We start from the raw sequence: 23,301 nt of genomic DNA, 5'->3' as shown, positions 1-23,301 counted from the left end.
TAGGTGGTTTAATAATTAAAGCCTTACCTTATAAATGGTGCGTTTTAGCAAAATTAATGGAGGTCTCTAAATGGTTACTGCAACATCTAGGTACGTTAGTCAACTAACTAAGGACACATTGGCATTAGTGCTCGCAGGGGGAAAAGGTACAAGACTGTGTGAATTAACAGAGAGTCAATCTAAACCAGCACTGCATTTCGGAGGAAAATTTCGAGTCGTCGATTTCTCGTTATCAAATTGTGTCAATTCAGGGATTAAACAAATCGGTATTGTCACTCAATACAAAGCGCATTCTTTACTGCGCCATTTATCTCAAGGTTGGAGCCACTTGAATCGAGATATGGGAGAATTTGTTGAATTACTGCCCGCCACACAGCAATGCTCAACCAGTTGGTATCAAGGCACTGCAGATGCGCTATTCCAAAATATTGCATTTATTGAAGAACAAGCGTCTAAATATGTGCTTGTTCTTGCGGGGGATCATATTTATAAAATGGATTATGCCGACATGCTGGCTCAGCATGTGCAAAGCGGAGCTGATTTAACCATAGGCGGAATAGAAGTTCCCATCAGTGAAGCGGCAAATGCATTCGGGGTTATGGAAGTAGATGATACGGGGCGAGTGATGAACTTTCGAGAAAAGCCCGCCGATCCTAGTTCACTGCCAGATGATCCTTCTATGGCGTTAGCGTCAATGGGTATATATGTATTCAGTACTGACTTTCTGATCAATGAGTTGCAAAAAGATGCACAGATATTGGATTCGAAGCATGATTTTGGTCATGACATTGTGCCCCAATGCATTGCGAACAGTGAAGTGCATACGTTCCGTTTTAGAGATACGGTTACGCAAACGCGTCCTTATTGGAAAGATGTGGGTACTTTGGATGCTTTTTGGCAAGCCAATATTGATCTCATCGATGTCACGCCTAAGCTTGATATTTACGATGAATCTTGGCCTATATGGACATACCAAAAACAATCGCCACCAGCAAAATTCGTCTTTAATAATGAGAATCGTAGAGGAATCGCCACGGACTCTATGGTGTCTGGCGGATGCATTATTTCAGGCGCAACCATCGATCGTTCACTGTTGTTTTTTGATGTTCGTGTGCATTCATACAGTAATATCAATGAATCCGTTATTCTGCCTAACGTGGAAATAGGCCGCGATGTGGATATCAATAGGGCCATTATTGCTGAGGGGTGTTCTATTCCAAGTGGAATGAAAATAGGCGTCGATCACGATCAAGACCGTGCTAGGGGGTTTCGTATCAGTCTTAATGGTATCGTATTAGTGACTAAAACGATGTTGCAAAATCTGCGAGAGCATGCCCCTTGGGAGCAAAACAGTAATATGTATCAACTGCCTAAGCAGCTCCATTCTTAATCAAAAATAGAGACCAAACGTTAAGCAACAAGGGCAGGGTAACGAGTAATATTTTGCTGTTTCCGCCTGTTGCTTAATGGACTGTTGAGTCAATCCGTACAATCACAAATATCATTTTGTTTGATCCCTGCTAAACCTAGCAATACATATCTTTAGGTATAAACCGAAATATTTTACGCACAACACCGCATATCTCATGATAGGTGGTGTTGGCTATTATAATGAAAAGTAACGCACGCTTTTTCTTTCAGCCCAAAAGGATACCAGCATGACTCAAGCACATTTTAAACAAAGCCCAACATGTGAACATTGCGCTCTATCAAGAAACTGCACGGAAAATGCCGAGCAAATTGGTTATAAAAACAATATACCTGTCTTGACTCATAAAATTTATCATCGAGGCGATAAATTGTTTTGTGCTGGCGATGCATTTAATGCGTTGTACATAATGCGTTCTGGCTCTGCTAAAGCGTGCATATCATCTGTAAACGCTGAAGAGCAAATTGTTGAATTTTGTTTTCCTGGTGACTTGATTGGTGCAGATGGTTTCGCTCAGCGCAAGCATGCGCAAACGATTACTTTTCTTGAAACGAGCAGCGTATGTTATATCAGTTTGAACTCTGTTAATGCCTTATTAGCCAGTTCTGAGTTAGGACGTCAGCAGTTGCTATCTAATATGAGCAAAAGCCTATTGGTACAACAACAACAAACAATGAGTTTTCATTGCATGACATCTTCTCAGCGCCTTGCGGCCTTCTTGCTTGATTTATCAGCCCGCCTGGCAGAGCGCGGATTGTCTAGTCATCAATTAACCTTAAGTATGACGCGCATCGATATTGCTAACTATCTAGGAATGGCAATTGAAACGATCAGTCGTTTGCTGACCAATATGCAACAACAAGGGTTAATTGAAGTGCAACGTCGTCAAGTCACTTTGTTAGATATCCCTCAATTACAGTTGATGAGCAATGTTGAATCGGCTAATGATTCAGGTTTGTTGATTAGCCAAAATAGTGCGTTACTTCATGCAACGGCACATAGTACGCATGCCATGCTTCAGTAGTACTTGCTATAGGGATCTAGCTATTGGGTGTTGTGTTGTGGGAAATATATCCTTTAATATAGCTGTATTGTAATGACTATTAATGAGTAATATATGCCTAAAACCCTTTCGCAAATTGTTGAACAAATAAAACTTAACGTTCAGCACTTTGATAGTGAGACTGCAGCAGTGTTGCGTAATAAAGACAATGGACTGCTTATCGATGTTCGAGAGCCAACAGAACATGAAGAATCGTCTGTACCAGGCGCGATTAATATTCCCCGTGGCGTACTTGAAATGAAAGTGTTGGCTCTGGAGCCTGATTTTTCACGGCCTATTTATCTTCATTGTGCCAGTGCTGTGCGGGCTGCTCTTAGTGCAGAGCAGCTACATAGAATTGGCTATACCCATGTTTATGTCATAACAGGGGAGTTAAAGAATATTATTCAGGCTCATTCGTCGTAGAAATATTTGGATGCTTAAGCGCATTCGTGCCAAAACATATTCCCATGGCAACTGCGGTTTGTAGGGTAAGATCATCATCTGGAATAAAGCGTGTCTTATTTGCTACACGCTCTAACGGCACATGTGAAAGCCGATTACCTTTGAGAATGACAGCGCAGTTAAACTGTTTACTGGCAACTAAACGAGCGGCATAACTACCTAGGTTAGTGGCAAATATCCTATCAAAAGAGGTCGGTGAGCCTCCACGTTGGGTATGCCCGAGTGTAGTGGCACGAATTTCCGCGTCCACGTAAGTCGATAGCTCGTGCTTTAGTTGTTCACCAATACCACCAAGTCGTTTGGGTTCTGGGCTATCGCTTATTGTTTCACGTACACATATATCTCCGTCGGCAGGCCTTGCGCCTTCAGCGACAACCACGATTGAAAAGTGCAGCGCGCCCATGCGTTCTTGGCATACCTTAGCGACTTGCTTGATATCATAAGGGTGCTCGGGGATTAATATGCTATCAGCTCCACCAGCAATACCGCCGTGCAGCGCTATCCAGCCGGCGTTTCGTCCCATTGTTTCAACTATCATTATACGTTTATGAGACTGCCCTGTAGTGCGTAATCTATCAATTGCTTCAGTAACTATACTAACCGCAGTATCGAAACCAAACGTGCGTTCCGTACACATCAAATCATTATCGATGGTTTTGGGTACGCCAACAATATTCATACCCAGCTTGGTTAATTCATAACCAATACTCAAACTACCATCTCCGCCAATAACGACTAGCGCATCTAAACCAAGCTCATCATAATATTGTTTCACCTGTGCTGAGCAATCTTTACCTTTATAGTCAAAGGGGTTAGCGCGATTATTTGTGCCAATAATAGTGCCCCCTAAAGACTGAATACCGCTGCATTCTTGATAGCTCAATGTGCGCACCCGGCGCTCAATAAAACCTAGAAACCCATCTTCAATACCAATAATTTCTGCGTTTGCGGTCAGCATTAGCGTTTTGGCCACACTGCGAATGGCCGCGTTTAATCCTGGGCAATCACCGCCACCCGTTAACACCGCCACACGCAAACCGTTAATTTGGGATCTTGACGCCATTTTGTATCACTCCGCTTGTTTCAAACTGACTAATGTTATCTAAGGTTACCCCAGCGATTTTTTTCATTGCCTCTTGGGTAAAGAATGCTTGATGGCAGGTCACCAACACATTAGGAAAAGTAAGAAGACGTGAAAATACATCGTCTTGTATCACGCTAGAAGAAAAGTCTTCATAAAAAATAGCTTCTTCTTCCTCGTAAACATCTAATCCAAGTAATCCTATTCGCTGCGCCTTTAGAGCTTGAATAACGGCTTTAGTGTCTATTAACTTACCCCGGCTGGTATTAATGAGGGTGACGGTAGGCTTCATTTTACTGAGTGCTTGCTCATCAATAATGTGCATAGTGCTTTCATTAATGGGGCAGTGTAGCGAGATAATATCACTGATGCTAAGTAACTCATCCAAGGGCAGGTACTCCACGCCAGCTTGAACACATTCAGGATTGGGTTGAACATCGTAAGCGACCACGCGGCAACCGAAGCCCTGCATAATTTTACAAAATACTTGGCCGATTTTGCCGGTACCAATTACGCCAACGGTTTTGCCATGTACATCGTAACCCATAAGATTATGCAACGAAAAGTCACCTTCACGTACACGATTATGTGCACGGTGTACTCGTCTATTGAGCGTCATTAATAGTGCCACAGCGTGTTCTGCCACAGCATAAGGCGAGTACGCAGGCACACGGACTACTGGAAGCCCAAGATTATCTGCAACGACTAAATCTACATGGTTGAAACCGGCAGAACGTAATGCAATTAACTGCACACCTTTTGCTTTTAATGCCGTCAAAACTTCAGCGTCTAAACAATCGTTGATGAATACGCACACCGCAGTTTCATCTGTTATCAAATTAACGGTTTGTAAGCTTAGATGTGGTTCAAAGAAACTGATGTCATGATGGTAATGCTCGTTTTCACGGGTGAAAGACTCCCGGTCATAGGCCTTGGTGTTAAAAAAAGCGATTTTCATTCCCATTGTCCTTTCAAGTGATAAGTTTTAGTACTGTGCAAGTTTACAAAAACAGACACCATAACGTATTGACGATGGACAATTTTTGTAAAGCAATAGTCCAAATACTATTGTCATCGTTAGTAGACTCTAATCAATGTGTATTATTGATAACAGCAATAAATGCTAAATAATTAATCGTTACTATAGAGCGAAGTCCTGCTATAAATAGTTTGCATTGGAGGTGAAAAAATTATACGACTGATAAATAATATGTCTAATCAAACATCTAGCATTTTATTTACATGATTTTTATATAAAATTGAATTTTATTATGATTACAGGAACGAAATTTGCTTGTTTTAACTATAGCTATAGTCACAGAATTAAGTATATGCATGATTTCGCATATCAAGGAGTAACGTTTGAATCTTCCTGAGGCCGGTCCGACCAATGTTTCGTTAGAATCAGCCAGTATTTTAATCGTGGATGATCAGCCAATCAATATTCAGGTTATCAATCAGATTTTGGGCGGCTTGTATCAATTAACGTTTGCTAGATCAGGGCAAGAAGCCCTAGACCTCTGCTTGTCTGACCCGCCTGATCTTATCTTAATGGATGTGGTTATGCCGGAATTAGACGGGCTAGCGACGTGTAAAATAATTAAAAATACGCCCGACATAAGTGATATTCCAGTTGTATTTATTACCTCGTTACAGGCCGCAGAAGAAGAAAATGCATGTTGGGAGGCGGGCGGTATTGATTATATGATTAAACCCGTCAATCCATTGCCGTTAAAAAATCGAATAAAGGCCCACTTAACCCTTAAATTTCAAGCTGATTTGCTTAAAAAACTAGCGTATGTAGATGGCTTAACGAGCGTCTACAATCGCCGCTACTTAGACGATTATGTGCTACAGCAGAAGGCGCAAGCTAAGCGTGCTAAACAGTCTTTATCATTGTTAATGGTCGACATTGACTACTTCAAGCAATTCAATGATCAGTACGGGCATTTATATGCGGATGACCAACTAAAAAGTGTGGCGCTTAATCTTCGAGGTACACTTCGTCGGCCATTGGACATTGTCGCTCGCTATGGGGGCGAAGAGTTTGTTTGTGTTCTACCCGACACCGGAGAACTAGGTGCAAATCATGTGGCTAGGTTAATGATCAAAAGTATTGCTGATCTAAAAATTAACCACGCACTATCCCCCCACAAATTCTTAACGGTCAGTGTTGGCATTGCTACTATTGAATCGGAGCAGGACTTTAGCATGGACTTAATTTCCCTCGCGGACAAAAAATTGTATAAAGCCAAGCAGACTGGACGCAATAAAGCGGTCTGACCCTAATTTTATTACAATAGGTACCTTCCTCACCGCTGGACGCTATCAAAGTCCAGCGGTACCCGTTACAAATTCCTATTTAATTCATCTGATTACTTATGTCGGCTATTGGCACTTGTTTAAATGCCAAGCTACCTCGATATCATACCTTAGTGACGAGTCTCGCTTTTTTTGTTTAGCAATTAACTTCTGACAATTCTATTTGATAACAGTCATTTGAAATAAACTGATGGAAAGCTTGACCTGTGAGCGACACATAGGTTTAACATCATGCTCATAGTTTGATAATTTGCTTTAAGAAACAGAACGTTTGAGGAGTGCTGCACTATGTATGTAAAACAACTCGCCGAATTAATGGACGTCACAACGGATACTGTGAGGTACTACACACGCGTTAAATTGTTAACGCCAAATAGCAGTGGCAGCAATGGCTATCATCAATATAGTCCTGCGGATCAGAAGCGATTGCGCTTTATATTAAGTGCGCGTCAATTAGGTTTCTCCGTCAAAGATATACAAAACATCATTAACGAGTCTGAGCAAGGACATTGCCCCTGTCCACTAACCCGAGAATTAATTGCTCAGCGTTTAGCGGAAACAGAAGTCCTTTTTCAAGAGACATTAAAGTTGCGAAACCGTATGCAATTAGCATTAAAACAGTGGGATGCAAAACCCAACGGTGCAAGCGCAGAACAGGTCTGCAGTTTAATCGAAACGTTCGTAGACCCTAACTCCGAGGAGGTCAATTATGAGTCGTAATAATAGCACCACAAATCAAAATTTTATTATCGAAGGTGCTAGCTGTGCTAGTTGCGTCAGTAAAATCGAAAAAGCCTTAAATGATGTGCCAGGTGTAGAACTGGTAGAAATGAATTTCGCCCAACGCATCGTCAGTGTCGATGGCAAAGTTGACAGCAGTACACTTATCAAGACCGTACAAAATATTGGTTATGACGCCAAACTCATGAGCAATGAATCTGAACAAGATGCATTAGATGAAAAAGCGCAAGCTGACGAAGCCCATTACAAAAAGTTAATGCGTAATGTGTATATGGCGTTGGGTCTGGGCGTACCGCTTATGTTATATGGCCTGTTTATCGGTGATATGAGTGTTAACTCATCCACACAACGTATTGTGTGGCTTATTGTTGGTCTGGTTACGCTTGGCGTAATGGTAGCTTCAGGGAAGCATTTTTATGTAGGGGCATGGCAGTCATTTAAAAATCACTCAGCCAATATGGACACGTTAATTGCCTTGGGGACCGGCACCGCATGGGCCTATTCAATGATAGTACTTATTGCCCCCAATATGTTGCCAGAAGTAGCCAGGCACGTATATTTTGAAGCTTCAGCTATGATTATTGGCTTAATCAATTTAGGTCTTGCCTTTGAAGTTAAAGCCCGAGGACGCACCTCTGAGGCCATAAAACGCTTAATAGGGCTGCAAGCTAAAACAGCTCGAGTTATTAGAGATGGTCAAGAATTAGATATTGATATCGAGCAGGTGCAACTTGACGATATGATCCGCGTCCGCCCCGGTGAAAAGCTCCCCGTTGATGGCGAAATAACCGAGGGAAAAAGTACCGTCGATGAATCAATGTTAACGGGCGAGCCGATGCCAGTGAGCAAAAAAGTGGGTGACAAGGTGGTGGCTGGCAGTCTTAACAAAACTGGCAGTATGTTATTTAGGGCGACTCATGTAGGCAAAGATACGACATTGTCGCACATCATTAATATGGTGAAACGAGCGCAAAACTCTAAACCTTCCATTGGTCGTTTAGCCGATGTGATATCCGGTTACTTTGTACCCATCGTTATGATTTTAGCAGTGCTTGCTGGATTGGCTTGGCTTAACTTTGGGCCACAGCCATCGATAGCCTATGCAATTGCCGCTGTGACGACAGTACTCATCATTGCTTGCCCATGTGCACTGGGTTTAGCGACGCCCATGTCTGTTATGGTCGGTATCGGTAAAGCAGCCGAAGCTGGTATTTTGATCCGTAATGGCGAAGCGTTACAAACAGCATCTAAAATCACCACTATGATCCTCGATAAAACAGGCACTATCACCCAAGGACAGCCTAAAGTAACTGATGTGCTGATGTACAACCAGCAAACTGAAGACAAAATTATACCGTTGATTGCGAGTCTTGAAAACGGTTCTGAACATCCGCTAGCAGAGTCTATTGTAAATTATGCCAAAGAACAGGCTTATAGTATTAGTCAAGTAAGTGAGTTCGATGCTATTACAGGGAAGGGCGTAAAGGGAATGTTTAATAACCAGCGTCTGCTATTTGGCAATGCAGCTCTTATGCAACAGTTCGATATTGACGTGAGTGAAGCAAGCGATAAAGCACAAGCATTGGCGGGTGATGCAAAAACACCTATGTATTTTGCTCTTGGAGATACGTTCAGTGCAATGGTTGCGGTAGCTGATCCAATCAAATCAGATTCAATTGCAGCAATTAAACGCTTGCAGAAAAAAGGTGTTCATTTAGTCATGCTAACAGGTGACAACGAAGCCACTGCGAAAGCCGTGGCTAAACGTGTGGGCATTGACGATTATATCGCGCAAGTATTACCCCAAGATAAGCTTGATGAGGTGCTTAAGCGCCAAGACCGCGGCGAAGTGGTGGGTATGACGGGCGATGGAATTAACGATGCGCCAGCACTTGCACAGGCCGATGTCGGCTTCGCCATTGGGACAGGCACGGATGTAGCGATTGAAAGCGCTGATGTTACGTTAATGCGAGGTTCGTTGCATGGTTTAGCGGACGCTCTGGCGATCAGTCAAGCGACTATACGCAATATTAAACAAAACTTAGTGGGGGCATTTGTATACAACGTGGCAGGTATACCGATCGCGGCGGGGGTGCTTTATCCATTTTTCGGCATTTTGCTCAACCCTATTGTGGCTGGCGCTGCAATGGCAATGTCTTCCTTAACGGTGGTCAGTAATGCTAATCGCTTACGTTTATTTAAACCACAAAACCACTAATCACTTATAAGGAGTCAGAATATGCTTTTAATCAACATATTAGGTGCCGTGCTTATTGTTGCTATTGTATGGTGGTTTTGGTTATACAAGCCAAAGCAAGTCGAATTTAGCGACAATCAAGTGGATATCATCGTCAATGACGGTGTGTATCAACCGAGTAATATTCAAGTCAAAGCAGGTAAAGAAGTACAATTGCGGTTCGAACGCATTGACGCTGCGCCATGTGCTGAAATGGTCATATTTCCTGAGCTAGATATCAGCAAAGAACTGAAAATGGGCAAAGACAATAGGGTGATTTTACCCACCCTTAAAAAAGGCGAGTATAACTTTCACTGTCAAATGCAAATGTACAAAGGCAAATTAATCGCTATTTGATGTCATATTTAGTGTGTAATTATTTCACCGTTATGACGAAAGTTCCCACTGCCTATTAAACCTACTTAGTTGAGCAATATTACATAACCTCTATCTCTTTAATAACAAGGGATAGAGGTTTTCTTTGCTAACAAGAAAGTGGCACATGCCTTGCTCTACCTAGGTTAGCCTCAGTAAACAGAGGCCATCCGTTTATAGATGTTAATCGTAAGGAGAGTCAACATGAAAACATTTCAAGATAGATATAATCTTCGCGGGGATATCGAAGCAATCGAAAACTACGTGGATGGTTCATTTCGAAAAATTAATCGCACCTGCAAGTCTTTGCATAAGCCTCGCCATGGCGTCAAAAAAGCAAAATGGGACAATGATGAACACGTGAGATCATATTCTCATTAAAAAACCTATATTGAGCTATTCAAATAGTTGACTGAGTGAATAAGGCGGGCGTTTCTGGCTAGTCACTGGCTATAAGTGAATTAGTCAAAACCCCATCACACCCATTGCTTAACCACATCTGTTAGACGCCTCTGCGCCAAGAGCCGTCATTCATAGGCAGTGCGAAATTAAGATATTTCAGCTACAAAGCAAACAATCAGCGCCGCCGTGTTTTTCAAAAATATTATCAAAAAACTCTCTTGTGCTGGCAGCTCATCTATTTTAGTCGTAATAGGCTGTTCAGACTGCGGGGAGGTTTTTGCGCATGCTCCTAAAAATGAGTTCAAGTAAAATAATGGTAAGCTTAGAGGCACAAGATAAGGTTGCAGATTTACATAAAATACATACGGAAAAAGACTATTTGAACCAAGTAATGGCTGTGTTAATACTGCTGATGCGATTTTTTAGTTTAGGCATAAACTAAGCTGTTGTTAAATAAGGCGCTCGGGTAAAAGTGGGTATTTAGACCCGTGCGAGTGAATATATAAACTAAAACATAACGCCAGCAGGAGAGTCAGTTGATTCAGGTTTCTAATTTAACGATGGAGTACGGGCAAGAAGATGCACCGCTTCGTGTGCTTGATAATTTGAACTTTAGTATGGAGTCTGGCGACACAGTTGCCATTGTGGGGCCGTCTGGCTCTGGCAAAACTACCTTACTGCAACTCTTAGCAGCATTAGAGCACCCATCACAAGGCCAAATTAGTCTCGACAAGCAAACATTGTCACAGCTCACGCCCGACGAACTTGCCGACTTTAGGCGGGACAATATGGGCATCGTGTTTCAGTCTTTTCATTTGATTGATAGTTTAACCGCATTGGCGAATGCCGCGCTTCCTCTCGATATCGCTGGCAAATCAGACGCCACCAAACAGGCACAAAGTATGCTCGAGCGCGTTGGCCTTGGGCATAGAACTCATCATTATCCTCAACAATTGTCGGGGGGCGAGCAGCAGCGTGTGGCAATTGCCCGTGCTCTAGTGCATGGACCTAGATTAATTTTAGCCGACGAACCCACAGGCAACCTAGACGAAAAAACCGGAAAAACAGTGGCCGACCTATTATTTGGCCTGCACGCACAATCAAACTCAACCCTAGTGTTAGTCACCCACGACATGCGCTTAGCGCAGCGCTGTAAAAGACTATTTTGGCTAGAATCTGGCAAACTTCGGGTAGAGGAAAATCGTGAACTTTCAGCTTAAATTTGCCTGGCGAGACTTGGTACAAAGTTTAAAACGCCTTTGGCTCTTTTGCGCTTGCTTGATGTTCGGAGTGTGTTTGGTCATGGCGGCAGCAAGCCTTTACCAAATGCTCGATCGTGTGCTGCTGTCTGACACCCGGGTACTGATGGGTGGTGACGTTGAAGTTGAATCAAGTGAGGCCCTTGATACTGAAGTGCTTAAGTGGATTGCAGACACCGGAGACATTTCACTTACCCGCGAACTCGACACTATGATGAGCACCGAAAGCGACGATTTTGCTCTAGTCCAATTACTCAGTACCGACAGCGCTTACCCCCTTTATGGCGAACTCAAATTATCCCCTGGGCAAACCCTCGCAACCGCTTTAGAAAGCACTAATGGCCAATGGGGTGTGGCAATCGATCCTATTTTAGCTGAGCGCTCACAGCTGAGCGTTGGCGATACGGTGTACATTGGTGAATTAGCACTTACCATTCGTGCCATTGTAATAGAGCAACCCGACCGGAGACTCAGCGCCAATTGGCGAGGTGCGCCAGTTTTGATGTCAGAAGACGCCATGGATGCGACGGGCTTAATTAGCCCCGGCAGTCGCGTGGAGTACGAATACCGAATACGCACCACACAAGACATACAAACATGGGAAAGTAATTTTATCGCCCAATTCCCTAATACCGACTGGGAGATACAAACCTTTGAAGACCGCAACCAACGAATAGCTGAGCGTTTATCGCAAGTCGCATCAGGCTTACTTATTGTTGCCTTTAGTACTTTGTTTATTGGTGGCTTAGGGGTATTTAATAGCATTTCAGTCTATCTACAGAGTAAGCGTGAAACCATCGCCACACTGAAAGCCTGCGGCTTACGAGACAGCCGCATCGGCCAAGTATTTGTGGTGCAAATAGCCATTTTAGCCGCCGCATCTGGTCTAGTTGGCCTCATATTGGGCGCAGCACTCGCGTCTATCGGTAGTCAAATTTTGGCCCAAGACCTGCCCCTTGCTTTGCAAACAAGTGACATATTGCTCGCTGCTCTAGCCGCGTGGTGTTTTGGTATTGTGACAGCTTTCACTTTCGCGCTTCCCGCCTTAGGCAGAGCCTTGCAGGTAGATGTAGCACATTTATTCAGAGCAAGTGACTTACGTGGTGATGTGATTTCGCCAAGCTGGCGCATTGCCAGTTACCTATTTGTAGGCTTGCTTGGTGCACTTGTACTGCTTGCTATTCCAAACGTTTTATTTGGTTTGGCCTTTCTTGCCACGGTAATAGTATGCTTGGTGTTTTTTGAAGGCGTTGTGCACACGTTGCGTTGGCTGTCTCGCAATATGGAGCAGCGCGTGTGGTTAGCTAAACATGCTGCCACTCGTTTAGCTTTAGCCAATATGCATCGTCCAGGCACGCCGCTGCGCATTACTCTACTTTCTTTAGGCACCGCGCTTACCTTGCTAGTAGCATGCACGGTAATTGTGGTGTCACTGCTTCGATTAGTAGAAAACACCATTCCAGAAGAATCACCAGCACTGGTACTTTACGACGTGTTGTCAAATCAAAAAGAAGCCATCACAAAAGCAACACAAAACTTTGGCTCAGTCAGTAAACTCTCACTGTCGCCGATAGTACGCGGCAGGGTTTCAGCGATTAATGACACGCCTATCCGTGACCTCGTCAACCTTGATATAGACTGGCAAGACATGGCGCGCGACGAACAAAAATTAAGTTATCTGTCAGGCAACATCGACGGTATAAAAATAGTGGAAGGCGCCATTTGGGGCGAAAACTTTGTGCCTGACGATGAGGGTGTCGATTTTGCCTTCATCATGGAAGACCGTGAAGCTGAGCAGATGCAGCTTAAACCTGGCGATCACGTAAAATTCACCCTAGTGGGCGTGGAGCGAAGCGGCCTGCTCACAGGCATTTATAGCCAGCAAGGTATACAAACACGTTTTTGGTTTGAGGCGATTTTATCAGATGGGGCTTTAGACGACTTTATTAGCGCACACGTTGGCACGGTGTACATGGATGATCAAGAGGCGCTAGCCTTACAAACCGTGCTTGCTCGCAATTATCCGAATATTATCACTGTGCGCACCAAAGACTTGATAGCATCGGCCAACGACTTGCTCAGCAAGGGCACAAGCGGTCTAAGCATGATATCGTCAATTAGCTTACTGGTCAGCTTAATGGTGCTTGCCAGCGTCATGGCGGCAGGCAGAACCAAGCAGAGCTACCATGCGATTATTTTATACTGCATTGGCGCTCGAATATCCTATATCCGCAAAGCTATTGCTATTGAATACACCCTTTTAGCGCTTGTGGTGAGTGCATTTTCGATTGCCTTAGGACTCACAATCGCGGCGCTTGTGCTGCAGTTTAGGTTAAAAGTGTTTATGTTTGATGTGTATTGGCTAGGCGCTGCGGTGGCACTTATTTCGTCAGCCATTGTTTTTGGTTTGGGGGCATTGTATTTGTTTCAGAAGTTGAAGATACAGCCTGCTCAGTTATTAAAAGAGGGGGCGCCTTAATCACGGAGTAAAAGAAGGATAAATGTATACCTGATTATACAACAGGGCCTGACTTTGTTGGGTTTAGGGTCATTATTCTGACTGTTAGAGCAGGTCCATGGATGATAAAGTTTGGATTTGATAGCGTTAGGTATAGATTTTATCAGGTAAATCAAAAAAAACGCTATACAGGTACACATTGCCCCCAGTCGAAATCTTGTTGTGGGGTTGTTAGAAGATCACTCAATCCCGCCGTTGGTAATGATTGGTTCAAGAGTGAAAGTGCCAACAGTAGACATTGGATTTTCTTGAGGTATTACGATAGAAAAAGCGCTAGCGGACACTTTAAGAGAGTGGCTGAAAAAGTCTGCTACTTCCTTTGATATTTCAACTCGCATCCATCGGACTTATTGCACCAGATTTATGCTTACCCAAAACGTGGGTATAAATTTGTGTAGTTTTCACATCATCATGCCCCAGTAATTCTTGTACTACTCTAATGTCATGCCCTGTTTCGAGCAATCGTGTTGCGAAACTATGTCGAAACGTATGTGATGTAACCCGTTTTAAAATTCCTGTTTCTTGAACTGCTTTTTTTAATGCCTTGCGAAACCCAGTTTGATGAAGGTGATGACGGCATACATAACCATCGTAAGGGTGAACACATCGTGTAGTTGAAGGAAATATATATTGCCAAGATAAGTTCGTAGCAGCTTTCCCGTATTTACGAATTAGAGCAGGTGGTAGTGATGACAGCCCATACCCTTCATCAATGTCCTTTTGATGAATACACTCCACTTTTTGAATTTGTCTAGTAATCTGGGGCTTAGCCAATTCTGGAAACATTGTTACACGGTCTTTTTGGCCTTTTGAGCGAAAAATAAAAATAGTGTTTCGTTCAAAATCAAAATCTTTTACGCGCAACTTCAACACCTCAGATATACGGAATCCCGCGCCATACATTAGTGTGCCAATAGTATGATGAACCCCTCGTAATTTATCGATTACGGCAATCGCATCATTATGACTTAATACTTCAGGAACACGGACAGGTGTCTTAGCGAATTTAAAGCACATGTTGGTCAAGTCCATATTAAGGACATGACGATACATAAAAATCACGGCACACAAGGCTTGATTTTGAGTGGTTGGGGAAACTTTTAACGCTATAGCAAGATGTGACAAAAACTGTTCAACTTCTAGTTCTCCCATATCTTTAGGATGACGTTTGCCGTTGAAATAAATAAATCGTCGAATCCAATGGAGGTAGGCCTTTTCCGTTTTTATGCTATACCTTTTGGTTCGTAAAATAACTCGAATAGATTCTATAAAAGGTGACTTGGACATAATATTATCTCCTGCAAAATACACTGTATTTATATACAGGTATAATGCATGTTCTTAAAAGATGTCAAGATTGCTTCCTATTATGTAAATTTCTCAGGTCTCGTTTTGTTTTTCAAAAATATGCTAAGTTATTAATTTAACTATGGAAAATATTTTTCACATCGTTTTTAATAGGAAGTAGAAAAGTCTCGTTAAAGCGAGGTCTCCTTTTGCTTTTGCAACTCCGAGTGGTTTTACTCGCACGATAGTAAAAAATACTGAATAAAATCAGAAGGTAAGAACTTAAAATGACGAAAACAACAACCAAATCGAGAAGTTACATATACGACATGCTCGATAATAAGCGTTAGGCATCTAGGTTAACCATTGGCAAATTTCAAAACTCTAACAAAATGGCATATATTTCTCGGTTTTCTGAGCTTTTTCCTCTTTGGTATACCCAATTTTTTTGCGGGTGATAGTATTACGGAAGCAGGAAAGTTTTACTTACCATTGGTAAATATATTCTTTCCATTACTTCACTTTTCAATCGCATATGGATGCAAGCTTCAATCTGAATATGGACGGGTAGCTTCAAGAATTTGCGGTTTTTTGCTAATGCCATTTTTCCCCGCAGGTACAATTATTGGTTTCATCCTTTTTGAAAATACAAAGAAAAAATTTGAGATGCAAGATGCCTAACAAACAAATCATGGCCGACGCGCAAACAGCGCGCGCCGCATATTCGAAGCGTTAGGCCACCACGAGGGTATATGGAATATTATAGCGATCAAATAAATGGTGCTCAGCCTAGAGATGTTGAAATAATTCCTCCTAATGTTTGGGGAGGGATTGTCTCCATAGTAAATGGATTGATAGCATCGGGGGCTTTTGGGAAATATTTTCCAGAAGAGTGTCCAGATGGCCAGGGCGTTTATGCTACAAATGAAGAAGCTTTTAAATTATCGCTACGTGCTGAAGTTCCTGATATCGAGTATCCTTTTGTTACTGAAGAAACAATTGGTGAAAGTTATTTTTCTGAGAAAAAACCATACTCACCTAATTACCTTTCAGTATTAGATCTTATTCAATTTTGTCATGAGCATGTAGCAAAGCCTATACAAGGATCTCATCATAGTTTTTTCAATCATTACCATTTGAGTTTTGATTGCGACGAAGGCAAAGAAGAATTTAGAAATAGAGTTAATCGAATATTTTCACGGAATCGCATTTCTTATGAGTTAAAAGACACTGGTAATATTATTAGGTTAGCTCCTGAAGTCTTGTCTGATGCTTTAAATACCGCTCGATTTACAACTCCAGATTCTACTTTAAATCGAATGCTCGAAGAATCACGCGATAAATTTCTTAGTCCTGATGAAGTTATTCGTCGTGAGAGTTTGGAACGGTTGTGGGATGCATGGGAACGAATAAAAACAGTGTTAAAACCTGAAAGTAAGAAAGTTTCTGCAACGCTTCTTTTGGACAAATGTGCATCTGAAGAAAACTTCAGAGAATTATTAGATGAAGAGGCAAAGAAATTAACCACAATAGGTAATAAATTCCATATTCGACACAGTGAAGTTGGGCAAGTAGAAATACAAACAAGTGGGCAAATTGACTATATATTTCATAGGCTATTTAGCTTTATTTTATTAGTATCGAAAGGGTTGGCCTAACAAGTCATTTCAGCAGGAGACATAACAGTTGGCTTTTGCTCCTGCGTCGCTATTTTAACCAACAATTATTTGCCTCTGAATGAGGCGTTATAAGGCATGATTAAATGAAGTATATTTTTTTAGCAGTACTAATTTTTTTCTCCTTTAGTGCGCATTCGAATACGAAAATTTGGATATTTGAAAACGAAATTGATCTTCCGGAAAACTGCACATTTTATTACAGAGATGATAAAAGCTTCAATTTTAGCTGTAGAAATGAAAATGAAGAATACTCTGATGGCATCAGCATAGGTTTCCAAGCTAAATCAAATCTATCGATTGCTGAACTGAAACAGAGGTTGAAGGAAATGCCTGATGAGTCGGACATGAAATTTGTATCACAGAATTCTAAAAAAATTGGTGATTTAACTCACACAGTAGTTCTTTCAAAATTGGTTGGATTTGATTTCTATGGTTATTTTATTTGTACTAATAACTTGAATAATAAATGTCTTGAATTGACTAGCGGAAGTTATGAAAAAATACACTCTATTGTTCAACAGCTAGGAAATGAAGTATTAGAGCCATGAGACTGAAAATGCCTTATAATCGGGTAGCCGGAGGTCTCTAACCTCCAGCCCCCACAACACCCTGCATGCGGCTCCGCACAGGGCGTTTCACTTAGGATAGTGAAGCGCAATCCAACCATCACGTAACGAATAAAGCCCTTCGGATTTTAAGTAATCAAGTGACAAAGCCTGATTGATCCCAGGGGATTTCGCACTGCGCCATGGTCCTTTGCTGGTGATGCCACAGGCAACTGCTGCTTGTACTCGCACACCTAATCTCATTAAATTCCTTACTTTGGTACGTGGCTTACGCCACTGCCGCCAATAAGCCATTCTGACTCTGCGCCTGATCCAATGATCTAAATCCACGCATTGTTGATAGCTGTTGGCAATACCAAAGTAGTTAATCCAGCCACGTAAATATTGGCTGATTTTAAAGAGTTGGTAGTGCATCGACACGCCCCAGTTATATTACAAAGACACCCATTGTAATTATTTAGATAATAATTTCACCCATATTCAAGATGGAACTACCCTGAAATAATTAGAATGATTTTGGCTCGGTAGATTGAACATTTTTACTGAAATATTGAGCGTTGAAGGAGAAAATTAGCGTAAGGTGAAATCGCAGGCGAGGGAGTAGGCTACAAGATATGCATGATATGTAATGTTCGGAATTGATTTAGGCGTGCTTTAACAATTCTTTCGCTTTGGTCATTCCTCGCAGCCGTTGATGATGGGTGTGGCGTTTAAATGCATTCATCATTTGCTCTGCGCCCGCAGCGTAGCAGAAGTGTTTCTCGAACTCAGTGGTTAAGGTTAACCACTGAGCAGAGTCTAATCCTAATCTTTGTAGGATAGGGTTTTGGGTATTATCGTTATGACCGGCTTTATCGTCCCTTATACATCGGCCAGTGGTATCGACAAGCTCACAATAGTCTTTGAGCGAATACGCGATACCTTTGGGCATTTCTTCACGAGAATTCCCTACAAAGGGCATTAAAACACTTGGTTGTGACTGTTGATTTTTAGCAGCATGAATTCGCTTGTTTATACTTGTGTATTTTGACGTTTCGGGTGTTTTTTCTATTTTGGCACGGATAGGGTTTAAATCCACATACGCCATGCACGCTAGCACAGCACTTTCATCTAGTAGTGCTTGCGACTTAAATCGTCCTTCCCAGAAACGACCGGTACAGCCGTCCTCTTTATTGGCTTCGCGAGCAATATGCTCATTCAAGTCACGCATAAACCAGCTTATGTCGTACAAACGTTGCCGATAGGTTTCAACGGTCTCATCAAAGGTGATTAGCTCTCCTTGGCTCAGCGTATCGCCGTTCATAAACTTCTGGGTCAGCAATGTGCCTCTGTGTAGCTTGTGGTAGCGCCTCAACACTTCATCGCTATCCCAATTATCAGCCAACGCTTTATCCACACATAGCACCACATGCGTGTGATTATTCATGACGGCATAGGCACAAATGTCGATGGAAAATACCGTAGATAAAAACAGTAAACGTTCTTCTACCCAACCACGGCGATGCTCGTAGCTCTGGCCAGAATACTTATCAACAGCGCGGCTGCCGTACCACACAAGAAAGAACGTCGCACACACCGGGAAACACAATGACAAATTTATCGGGAATAAAATTTGAACAGCTTTAGCTGGCTTCGAAGAAGTGAACGACATGGATGTTGTGAATAAAATAAGGGGTATCGATTAAACTAATTTGGCTTTTTCGAGGTTGAGGCATAATCCATCTACCTGATAAAAATGAGATACACATCAAGTCTAGTTCAGCCCTCAAAATTCACCATTTTTAATATGGGTGTCTATCTTTTTATACCGCGGCGATATTATCTAATCCCTTAATTTGCATAGTGATTCATCGATAAATCATGCGTTTATGATATCATTTCGTGGAAATAACCCTCGAAGTAATATTACCTAAACAGCATATAACAGAAGTGAGAAGAGATGGACTCTGCAACACCCAAATCCCCCGCACCAAACATCAAAAGGCAACAACCAGTCATAAAATTGGATAATTCTGACTTAGTTAAAACTGGATTTTGGGTCGGACAAATATTTATGGTTATTGCGACCGTGGTGGGCGTTTATTTAGCCGCACAAGAAGGTTTGTCGCAAGCATTATTGTTTGAAAATTTAAATAGCAAAGAAAAAAACTATTATCTACAACACGCTTTGGCAGATGAGCTCGATGATAATATCATCGCCCTGAATGCCTATGCAGACCTGCTTCAAAACAAACCTATTTATGACATAAAGGCTAATCGTCCCGTTGTCAGCGATTTTGTTTGGGAAAGTATGAAGTATTCTCCAAACGCATTAGAAACCCCAAGCGACATTCTCTCTGCAATCCGTCGATATAATTCTGAAGTTGCGCTGATTATTAAAAAAATGGAAGGTAATCAATTTGGGCCTAAGCATGGTTCGAGTTTGTTGTTAGCGCTCAATAAAAAAGTAACTGATGGCGCTCTGAGTGATCTTATTCGTCATTATACTCAGCTACACCATGAATTAGTTGAAGCTGGTATTGATGTTAGCCCTTTGACGGATAGTGAAGGAGCATAGCCATGGAAAAATGTCCTAATTGTGTAAGCTCTTCAATGGATAAGCATGTATTCCATCAACAGGAAGTTGAGCAATGCCAAGACTGTAATGGTATCTGGCTAGAGGCCGGTGAACTAAACGATGCTTTATCTGTGGCTGATAATGGTCATTCGAAAGTTGTTTTAGAAGAGGCTTTGGGGGAAATGCTTGGCGCATCAGAACGGCATTGTCATGTTTGTGATACCAAGCTATTTCGATATTATCTGATGTCGGGGTTTGAAGTTGAAGTTGATGCCTGTCCTAGCTGCAGTGGTGTGTGGTTAGACAAAGATGAATTGGAAAAAGTGACCCATTCTCCTGCAATAGCAAAAGCCTTATTAGAATTAGACAAGCCTACTCAAAAGCGTACATGGTTATTTCAAATTTTGTCCCAAATGCCAGTGGAATACAACTTAAAGCCCAAACAAACGCCTTGGGCTATGTATTCTTTAGTTTTTTTAAATCTACTCTTCTTTGTTAGTTATACTTTTGGGGTTATTGACGACTCTTATGCTTTTGATAACTTTGCTTTACATCCTGACCAAGTCAGTCATGGACAGCAGCTATGGACATTAATTTCGCACATGTTTATGCATGCAGGGGTAATGCATCTATTAGGAAACATGTATTTCTTGTATATCATAGGTGACAATTTAGAAGACGCTCTCGGACACGGTAAATTTATCTTTTATTATACTTTGTGCGGTTTGGCTGCTGTTGCTGCTCAAACTCTAGCTAATACAAGCTCATTTATTCCTGTGGTAGGGGCTAGTGGAGCTATTGCCGGTTTGTTTGGTATGTACCTATTATGGTTTAGGCATGCAAGTTTAACGGTGATGATTATTGTTTATCAGAAAAAAGTTAGCCCAACGATATTTTTTGGACTTTGGCTGCTTATCAATATTCTAGGCCTTTATTTGTCTGATGATAGCGAAGGTGGCGTAGCTTATTGGGCTCATATCGGTGGGTTTATTGCAGGCATCGCTATCGGGGTGGCTTTTAAAAAGCAAGTGCTTGGTGCTAACCCGCTGTTGGCTGTGCTTAATAGTCAAGAAGTAAAAGTGAAGCGCTAACCTTATTGAATGCCAACAGCCTTTAATTAGGTTGTTGGCTAACGTCCGCTCGGAATCTAAAACTGACCTACGTCCACACTACCAGACTATTTTCTTTGTGCCCGGTTTTCGCTCATAGCACTCTGTCGTAGCAAGTCTAAATCTATAAACTCAAAGTGTCGGACCAAATGTGGACACCTCTTATTTTGTTTATACCTCATCTATCCTTATCAGTAATTTTATGACGTTGGCGTTAATCCTTTTAATAACATTTTGTATACGTTAGACCCTAAATAAACTTAGTTCGTTGATGCAGATCAAGCGCTTTTTTCAATAATGCGCTTTAATATAGTTATTCAGTCGCTTGTCAATTTTGACAACGATTAAAACCAGTATCTAGGGAGAAAAGTTATGCATGGTTATAAAAAAATACTTGTCGCGTTGGATATTAATAGCTCAGGAAACCTTGTATTAAACAAGGCTTTAGCAATGGCAAGCGATCCATCTGATTTGAATTTACTATATGTCTCGTTTACTCAATTGTACTTCGAACCCTATGGTATTAACTTTGAGAATGACGAATTACTTAATATCCAAGGACAATCAGAAGCTCGCCTAAAGGAAATTGCTGTTACATCTGGGGTACCTGAAGAAAATACCCATGTTTCAGTCGGTGCGCCCGCTGATGAAATTCATCGTTATGCAGAAAAAATTAACGCTGATCTAATTGTTATCGGTACTCATGGTCAAAGTGGGCTTAAGTTATTGTTAGGCTCAACCGCAAATGGCGTGCTACACGGCGTTAAATGTGATGTGTTAGCAGTTAAAGTCTAACCAGCTGAATTTATCAACCGTTTAAAATATCATGAGTGACAAATAATTAAGCTCTGCTCGGCACATGTTTAATTCAAATTAAGCATGTGCGCCACTTTCTATATAATGTTTATACCCATTACTGCAACTCCTGCCAAATACCGAAAGCAAATATAAATGTTGTCTGGATATCTCACTATTTGTGTTTTTCTTTAACGCCTGTGGATTAATTAATTTAATCGTTTGTGCCTTATAAACGCAAGAATGGATGACTAATTCATTTTGGTTAAGGTAGATTGGTGTACGATTTCTGTAACCTTTTGCACTAATAAATGTTCAATGTAAGGTTTCTCGATAAAATCTATAGCGCTGGCGCGCATAGCACGTACTGCGGTAGGAATGTCACTGGAACTGGCCAGTACAATGGTTGGAATATGCTGGCCTTGTTGAACGAGGCCTTCCAATAATTCTATACCGCTTTCTCTTTTCTCGTTCAAGTGCGCTTCGAGTATCAAACAAACCGCTTCACTGCTGATTTCATGGTTTAAGAAGAGTTCTGCACTGGTGAAACATTTTATCGACACATTAAGAGGGGCGAGCAACGCTGACAATGCCAAAAGCGCACTCTTGTGGTGGTCAACAATATATATGACCGGTTGGCTAGAAAAATTGGCATTTTTACTGGGCATTGATGCGTTCGACAAGAATAATTAATGTTCTCTTGAAAGATATACCCTTATACATAAACACAGTTGCGCTAGATCAAATTACACCAATAAAAACTCAATGCTGTGCATCTTGCATGCACAGTTGATTACTCTTTAATCAATGCCAAGGTGACCAATTCCGCAAGAGAGTTAACTTGCATTTTGTCCATCACATTTGAGCGATGAATTTCTATCGTTCGTTGACTTAAATTTAATTCGCAGGCAATCACCTTATTGGCTTGTCCTGCGATGACCCTTTGCATCACTTCATTTTCACGTTTAGTTAGCGTCTCTCGGCGCTTATCAATATCTAATAAGCGAGAAGCGCGTTCATGTTCAGCTTTGTTCATTTCCAGTGCATGTTGAATACAATCGAGTAACTCCTGTTCTCGAAACGGTTTTTGAATGAATTCAATTGCACCTTTCTTCATGGCTTCTACTGCCATGGGAACGTCGCCATGGCCGGTGACAAAAATAACGGGTAGGGAACACTTTAGTTTTTCTAATTGTTGCTGACACTCCATTCCGCTCATACCTGGCATGCGCACATCTAGCACAATACATCCAGCTAACGTTCTTATCGTTTCCTCTTGATGAGTATTTAAGAATGTTTGTGCATTTGAGTAGATTGCATTTTCAATACCCACAGAATCAAGCAACATGCTTAATGAGTCCAATACGGCTTCGTCATCATCAATGATATGCACAACTTGCTTCAACATTGCGGGCGTGGCGTGGCATTTCATATTCGC

Annotated in this window: 21 protein-coding genes and 2 pseudogenes; 16 read left to right on the top strand and 7 right to left on the bottom strand. The window is 41.7% G+C overall.

All coding sequences use genetic code 11. The features are described from left to right. Window positions 1-70: 70 nt before the first annotated feature. The 3 genes from glgC to GQR89_RS10670 all read left to right on the top strand — a co-directional run bounded on the left by glgC (window position 71) and on the right by GQR89_RS10670 (window position 2,897). A complete protein-coding gene (gene glgC / locus GQR89_RS10680; protein WP_158770032.1) occupies window positions 71-1,390 on the top strand; it encodes a glucose-1-phosphate adenylyltransferase in 1,320 nt (439 codons plus the stop codon). Between the two features lie 268 nt (window positions 1,391-1,658). Further along, window positions 1,659-2,453, top strand: coding sequence for a helix-turn-helix domain-containing protein (locus tag GQR89_RS10675; RefSeq protein WP_158770031.1), 795 nt, complete (start codon window positions 1,659-1,661; stop codon window positions 2,451-2,453). Between the two features lie 93 nt (window positions 2,454-2,546). Continuing rightward, window positions 2,547-2,897 (top strand): rhodanese-like domain-containing protein, encoded by a 351-nt coding sequence (locus tag GQR89_RS10670; protein WP_158770030.1) that lies wholly within the window; start codon window positions 2,547-2,549, stop codon window positions 2,895-2,897. Here GQR89_RS10670 and GQR89_RS10665 read toward each other — a convergent pair. Further along, window positions 2,875-3,999, bottom strand: coding sequence for a 6-phosphofructokinase (locus tag GQR89_RS10665; RefSeq protein WP_158770029.1), 1,125 nt, complete (start codon window positions 3,997-3,999; stop codon window positions 2,875-2,877). The genes GQR89_RS10670 and GQR89_RS10665 overlap by 23 nt on opposite strands. Beyond that, complete coding sequence (locus tag GQR89_RS10660; RefSeq protein WP_158770028.1) at window positions 3,977-4,975, bottom strand: 2-hydroxyacid dehydrogenase; 999 nt, start codon at window positions 4,973-4,975, stop codon at window positions 3,977-3,979. Before GQR89_RS10660 ends, GQR89_RS10665 begins: the two co-directional genes overlap by 23 nt. Window positions 4,976-5,379: 404 nt before the next feature. Between GQR89_RS10660 and GQR89_RS10655 the strand changes: the two genes are divergently transcribed. The 7 genes from GQR89_RS10655 (at window position 5,380) to GQR89_RS10630 (ending at window position 13,831) form a co-directional block, all read left to right on the top strand. Then, window positions 5,380-6,300: a diguanylate cyclase gene (locus GQR89_RS10655; RefSeq protein ID WP_158770027.1), complete on the top strand. Its 921-nt coding sequence runs from the start codon at window positions 5,380-5,382 to the stop codon at window positions 6,298-6,300. Between the two features lie 327 nt (window positions 6,301-6,627). Further along, window positions 6,628-7,059 (top strand): MerR family transcriptional regulator, encoded by a 432-nt coding sequence (locus tag GQR89_RS10650; RefSeq protein WP_158770026.1) that lies wholly within the window; start codon window positions 6,628-6,630, stop codon window positions 7,057-7,059. Further along, window positions 7,049-9,298 (top strand): heavy metal translocating P-type ATPase, encoded by a 2,250-nt coding sequence (locus tag GQR89_RS10645; RefSeq protein ID WP_158770025.1) that lies wholly within the window; start codon window positions 7,049-7,051, stop codon window positions 9,296-9,298. The genes GQR89_RS10650 and GQR89_RS10645 overlap by 11 nt, the downstream gene beginning before the upstream one ends. 21 nt (window positions 9,299-9,319) lie before the next feature. Beyond that, a complete protein-coding gene (locus tag GQR89_RS10640; protein WP_158770024.1) occupies window positions 9,320-9,673 on the top strand; it encodes a cupredoxin domain-containing protein in 354 nt (117 codons plus the stop codon). A 222-nt stretch (window positions 9,674-9,895) separates the two neighbouring features. Continuing rightward, window positions 9,896-10,072, top strand: coding sequence for a hypothetical protein (locus tag GQR89_RS21330; protein WP_199271312.1), 177 nt, complete (start codon window positions 9,896-9,898; stop codon window positions 10,070-10,072). Between the two features lie 557 nt (window positions 10,073-10,629). Then, complete coding sequence (locus tag GQR89_RS10635; protein ID WP_233268941.1) at window positions 10,630-11,313, top strand: ABC transporter ATP-binding protein; 684 nt, start codon at window positions 10,630-10,632, stop codon at window positions 11,311-11,313. Between the two features lie 82 nt (window positions 11,314-11,395). Further along, window positions 11,396-13,831 carry an ABC transporter permease gene (locus GQR89_RS10630; protein ID WP_233268940.1) on the top strand — a complete coding sequence of 812 codons (2,436 nt, stop codon included), beginning with the start codon at window positions 11,396-11,398 and terminating at the stop codon, window positions 13,829-13,831. Window positions 13,832-14,197: 366 nt separating this feature from the next. Here the strand turns inward: GQR89_RS10630 and GQR89_RS10625 are convergent, their stop codons facing one another. Then, window positions 14,198-15,157, bottom strand: coding sequence for an integron integrase (locus GQR89_RS10625; RefSeq protein WP_158770022.1), 960 nt, complete (start codon window positions 15,155-15,157; stop codon window positions 14,198-14,200). Between the two features lie 366 nt (window positions 15,158-15,523). Between GQR89_RS10625 and GQR89_RS10620 the strand changes: the two genes are divergently transcribed. From GQR89_RS10620 to GQR89_RS10610, 3 genes are all read left to right on the top strand, one after another. Beyond that, entirely contained in the window at window positions 15,524-15,838 is a 315-nt protein-coding gene (locus GQR89_RS10620; RefSeq protein WP_158770021.1) for a hypothetical protein, read from the top strand. A 71-nt stretch (window positions 15,839-15,909) separates the two neighbouring features. Further along, window positions 15,910-16,815: an AbiJ-NTD4 domain-containing protein gene (locus GQR89_RS10615; protein ID WP_158770020.1), complete on the top strand. Its 906-nt coding sequence runs from the start codon at window positions 15,910-15,912 to the stop codon at window positions 16,813-16,815. Window positions 16,816-16,919: 104 nt separating this feature from the next. Then, window positions 16,920-17,384, top strand: coding sequence for a hypothetical protein (locus tag GQR89_RS10610; protein ID WP_158770019.1), 465 nt, complete (start codon window positions 16,920-16,922; stop codon window positions 17,382-17,384). 87 nt (window positions 17,385-17,471) lie between these two features. Here GQR89_RS10610 and GQR89_RS10605 read toward each other — a convergent pair. Both GQR89_RS10605 and GQR89_RS10600 read right to left on the bottom strand, forming a co-directional pair. After that, window positions 17,472-17,831, bottom strand: a pseudogene (locus GQR89_RS10605) (group II intron maturase-specific domain-containing protein); the annotation flags it as partial. A gap of 214 nt (window positions 17,832-18,045) precedes the next feature. Beyond that, window positions 18,046-19,117, bottom strand: a pseudogene (locus GQR89_RS10600) (transposase). A 224-nt stretch (window positions 19,118-19,341) separates the two neighbouring features. Here GQR89_RS10600 and GQR89_RS10595 point away from each other — a divergent pair. The 3 genes from GQR89_RS10595 (at window position 19,342) to GQR89_RS10585 (ending at window position 21,863) form a co-directional block, all read left to right on the top strand. Further along, a complete protein-coding gene (locus GQR89_RS10595) occupies window positions 19,342-19,959 on the top strand; it encodes a hypothetical protein (RefSeq protein ID WP_158770018.1) in 618 nt (205 codons plus the stop codon). A gap of 2 nt (window positions 19,960-19,961) precedes the next feature. After that, complete coding sequence (locus tag GQR89_RS10590; protein WP_158770017.1) at window positions 19,962-21,050, top strand: rhomboid family intramembrane serine protease; 1,089 nt, start codon at window positions 19,962-19,964, stop codon at window positions 21,048-21,050. Window positions 21,051-21,440: 390 nt separating this feature from the next. Then, window positions 21,441-21,863 carry a universal stress protein gene (locus GQR89_RS10585; RefSeq protein ID WP_158770016.1) on the top strand — a complete coding sequence of 141 codons (423 nt, stop codon included), beginning with the start codon at window positions 21,441-21,443 and terminating at the stop codon, window positions 21,861-21,863. A gap of 251 nt (window positions 21,864-22,114) precedes the next feature. On the opposite strand, the gene GQR89_RS10580 is transcribed toward GQR89_RS10585, so the two are convergent. Beyond that, entirely contained in the window at window positions 22,115-22,531 is a 417-nt protein-coding gene (locus tag GQR89_RS10580; RefSeq protein ID WP_158770015.1) for a response regulator, read from the bottom strand. 125 nt (window positions 22,532-22,656) lie between these two features. Beyond that, the gene (locus tag GQR89_RS10575; RefSeq protein WP_158770014.1) at window positions 22,657-23,295 is read right to left on the bottom strand and encodes a response regulator transcription factor; all 639 of its coding nucleotides are present in this window, start codon (window positions 23,293-23,295) and stop codon (window positions 22,657-22,659) included. Between the last annotated feature and the right edge of the window lie 6 nt (window positions 23,296-23,301).

This window comes from Paraglaciecola sp. L1A13 (assembly GCF_009796745.1).
Taxonomy (GTDB): domain Bacteria; phylum Pseudomonadota; class Gammaproteobacteria; order Enterobacterales; family Alteromonadaceae; genus Paraglaciecola.
This window is presented reverse-complemented; position numbering and strand designations above follow the sequence as displayed.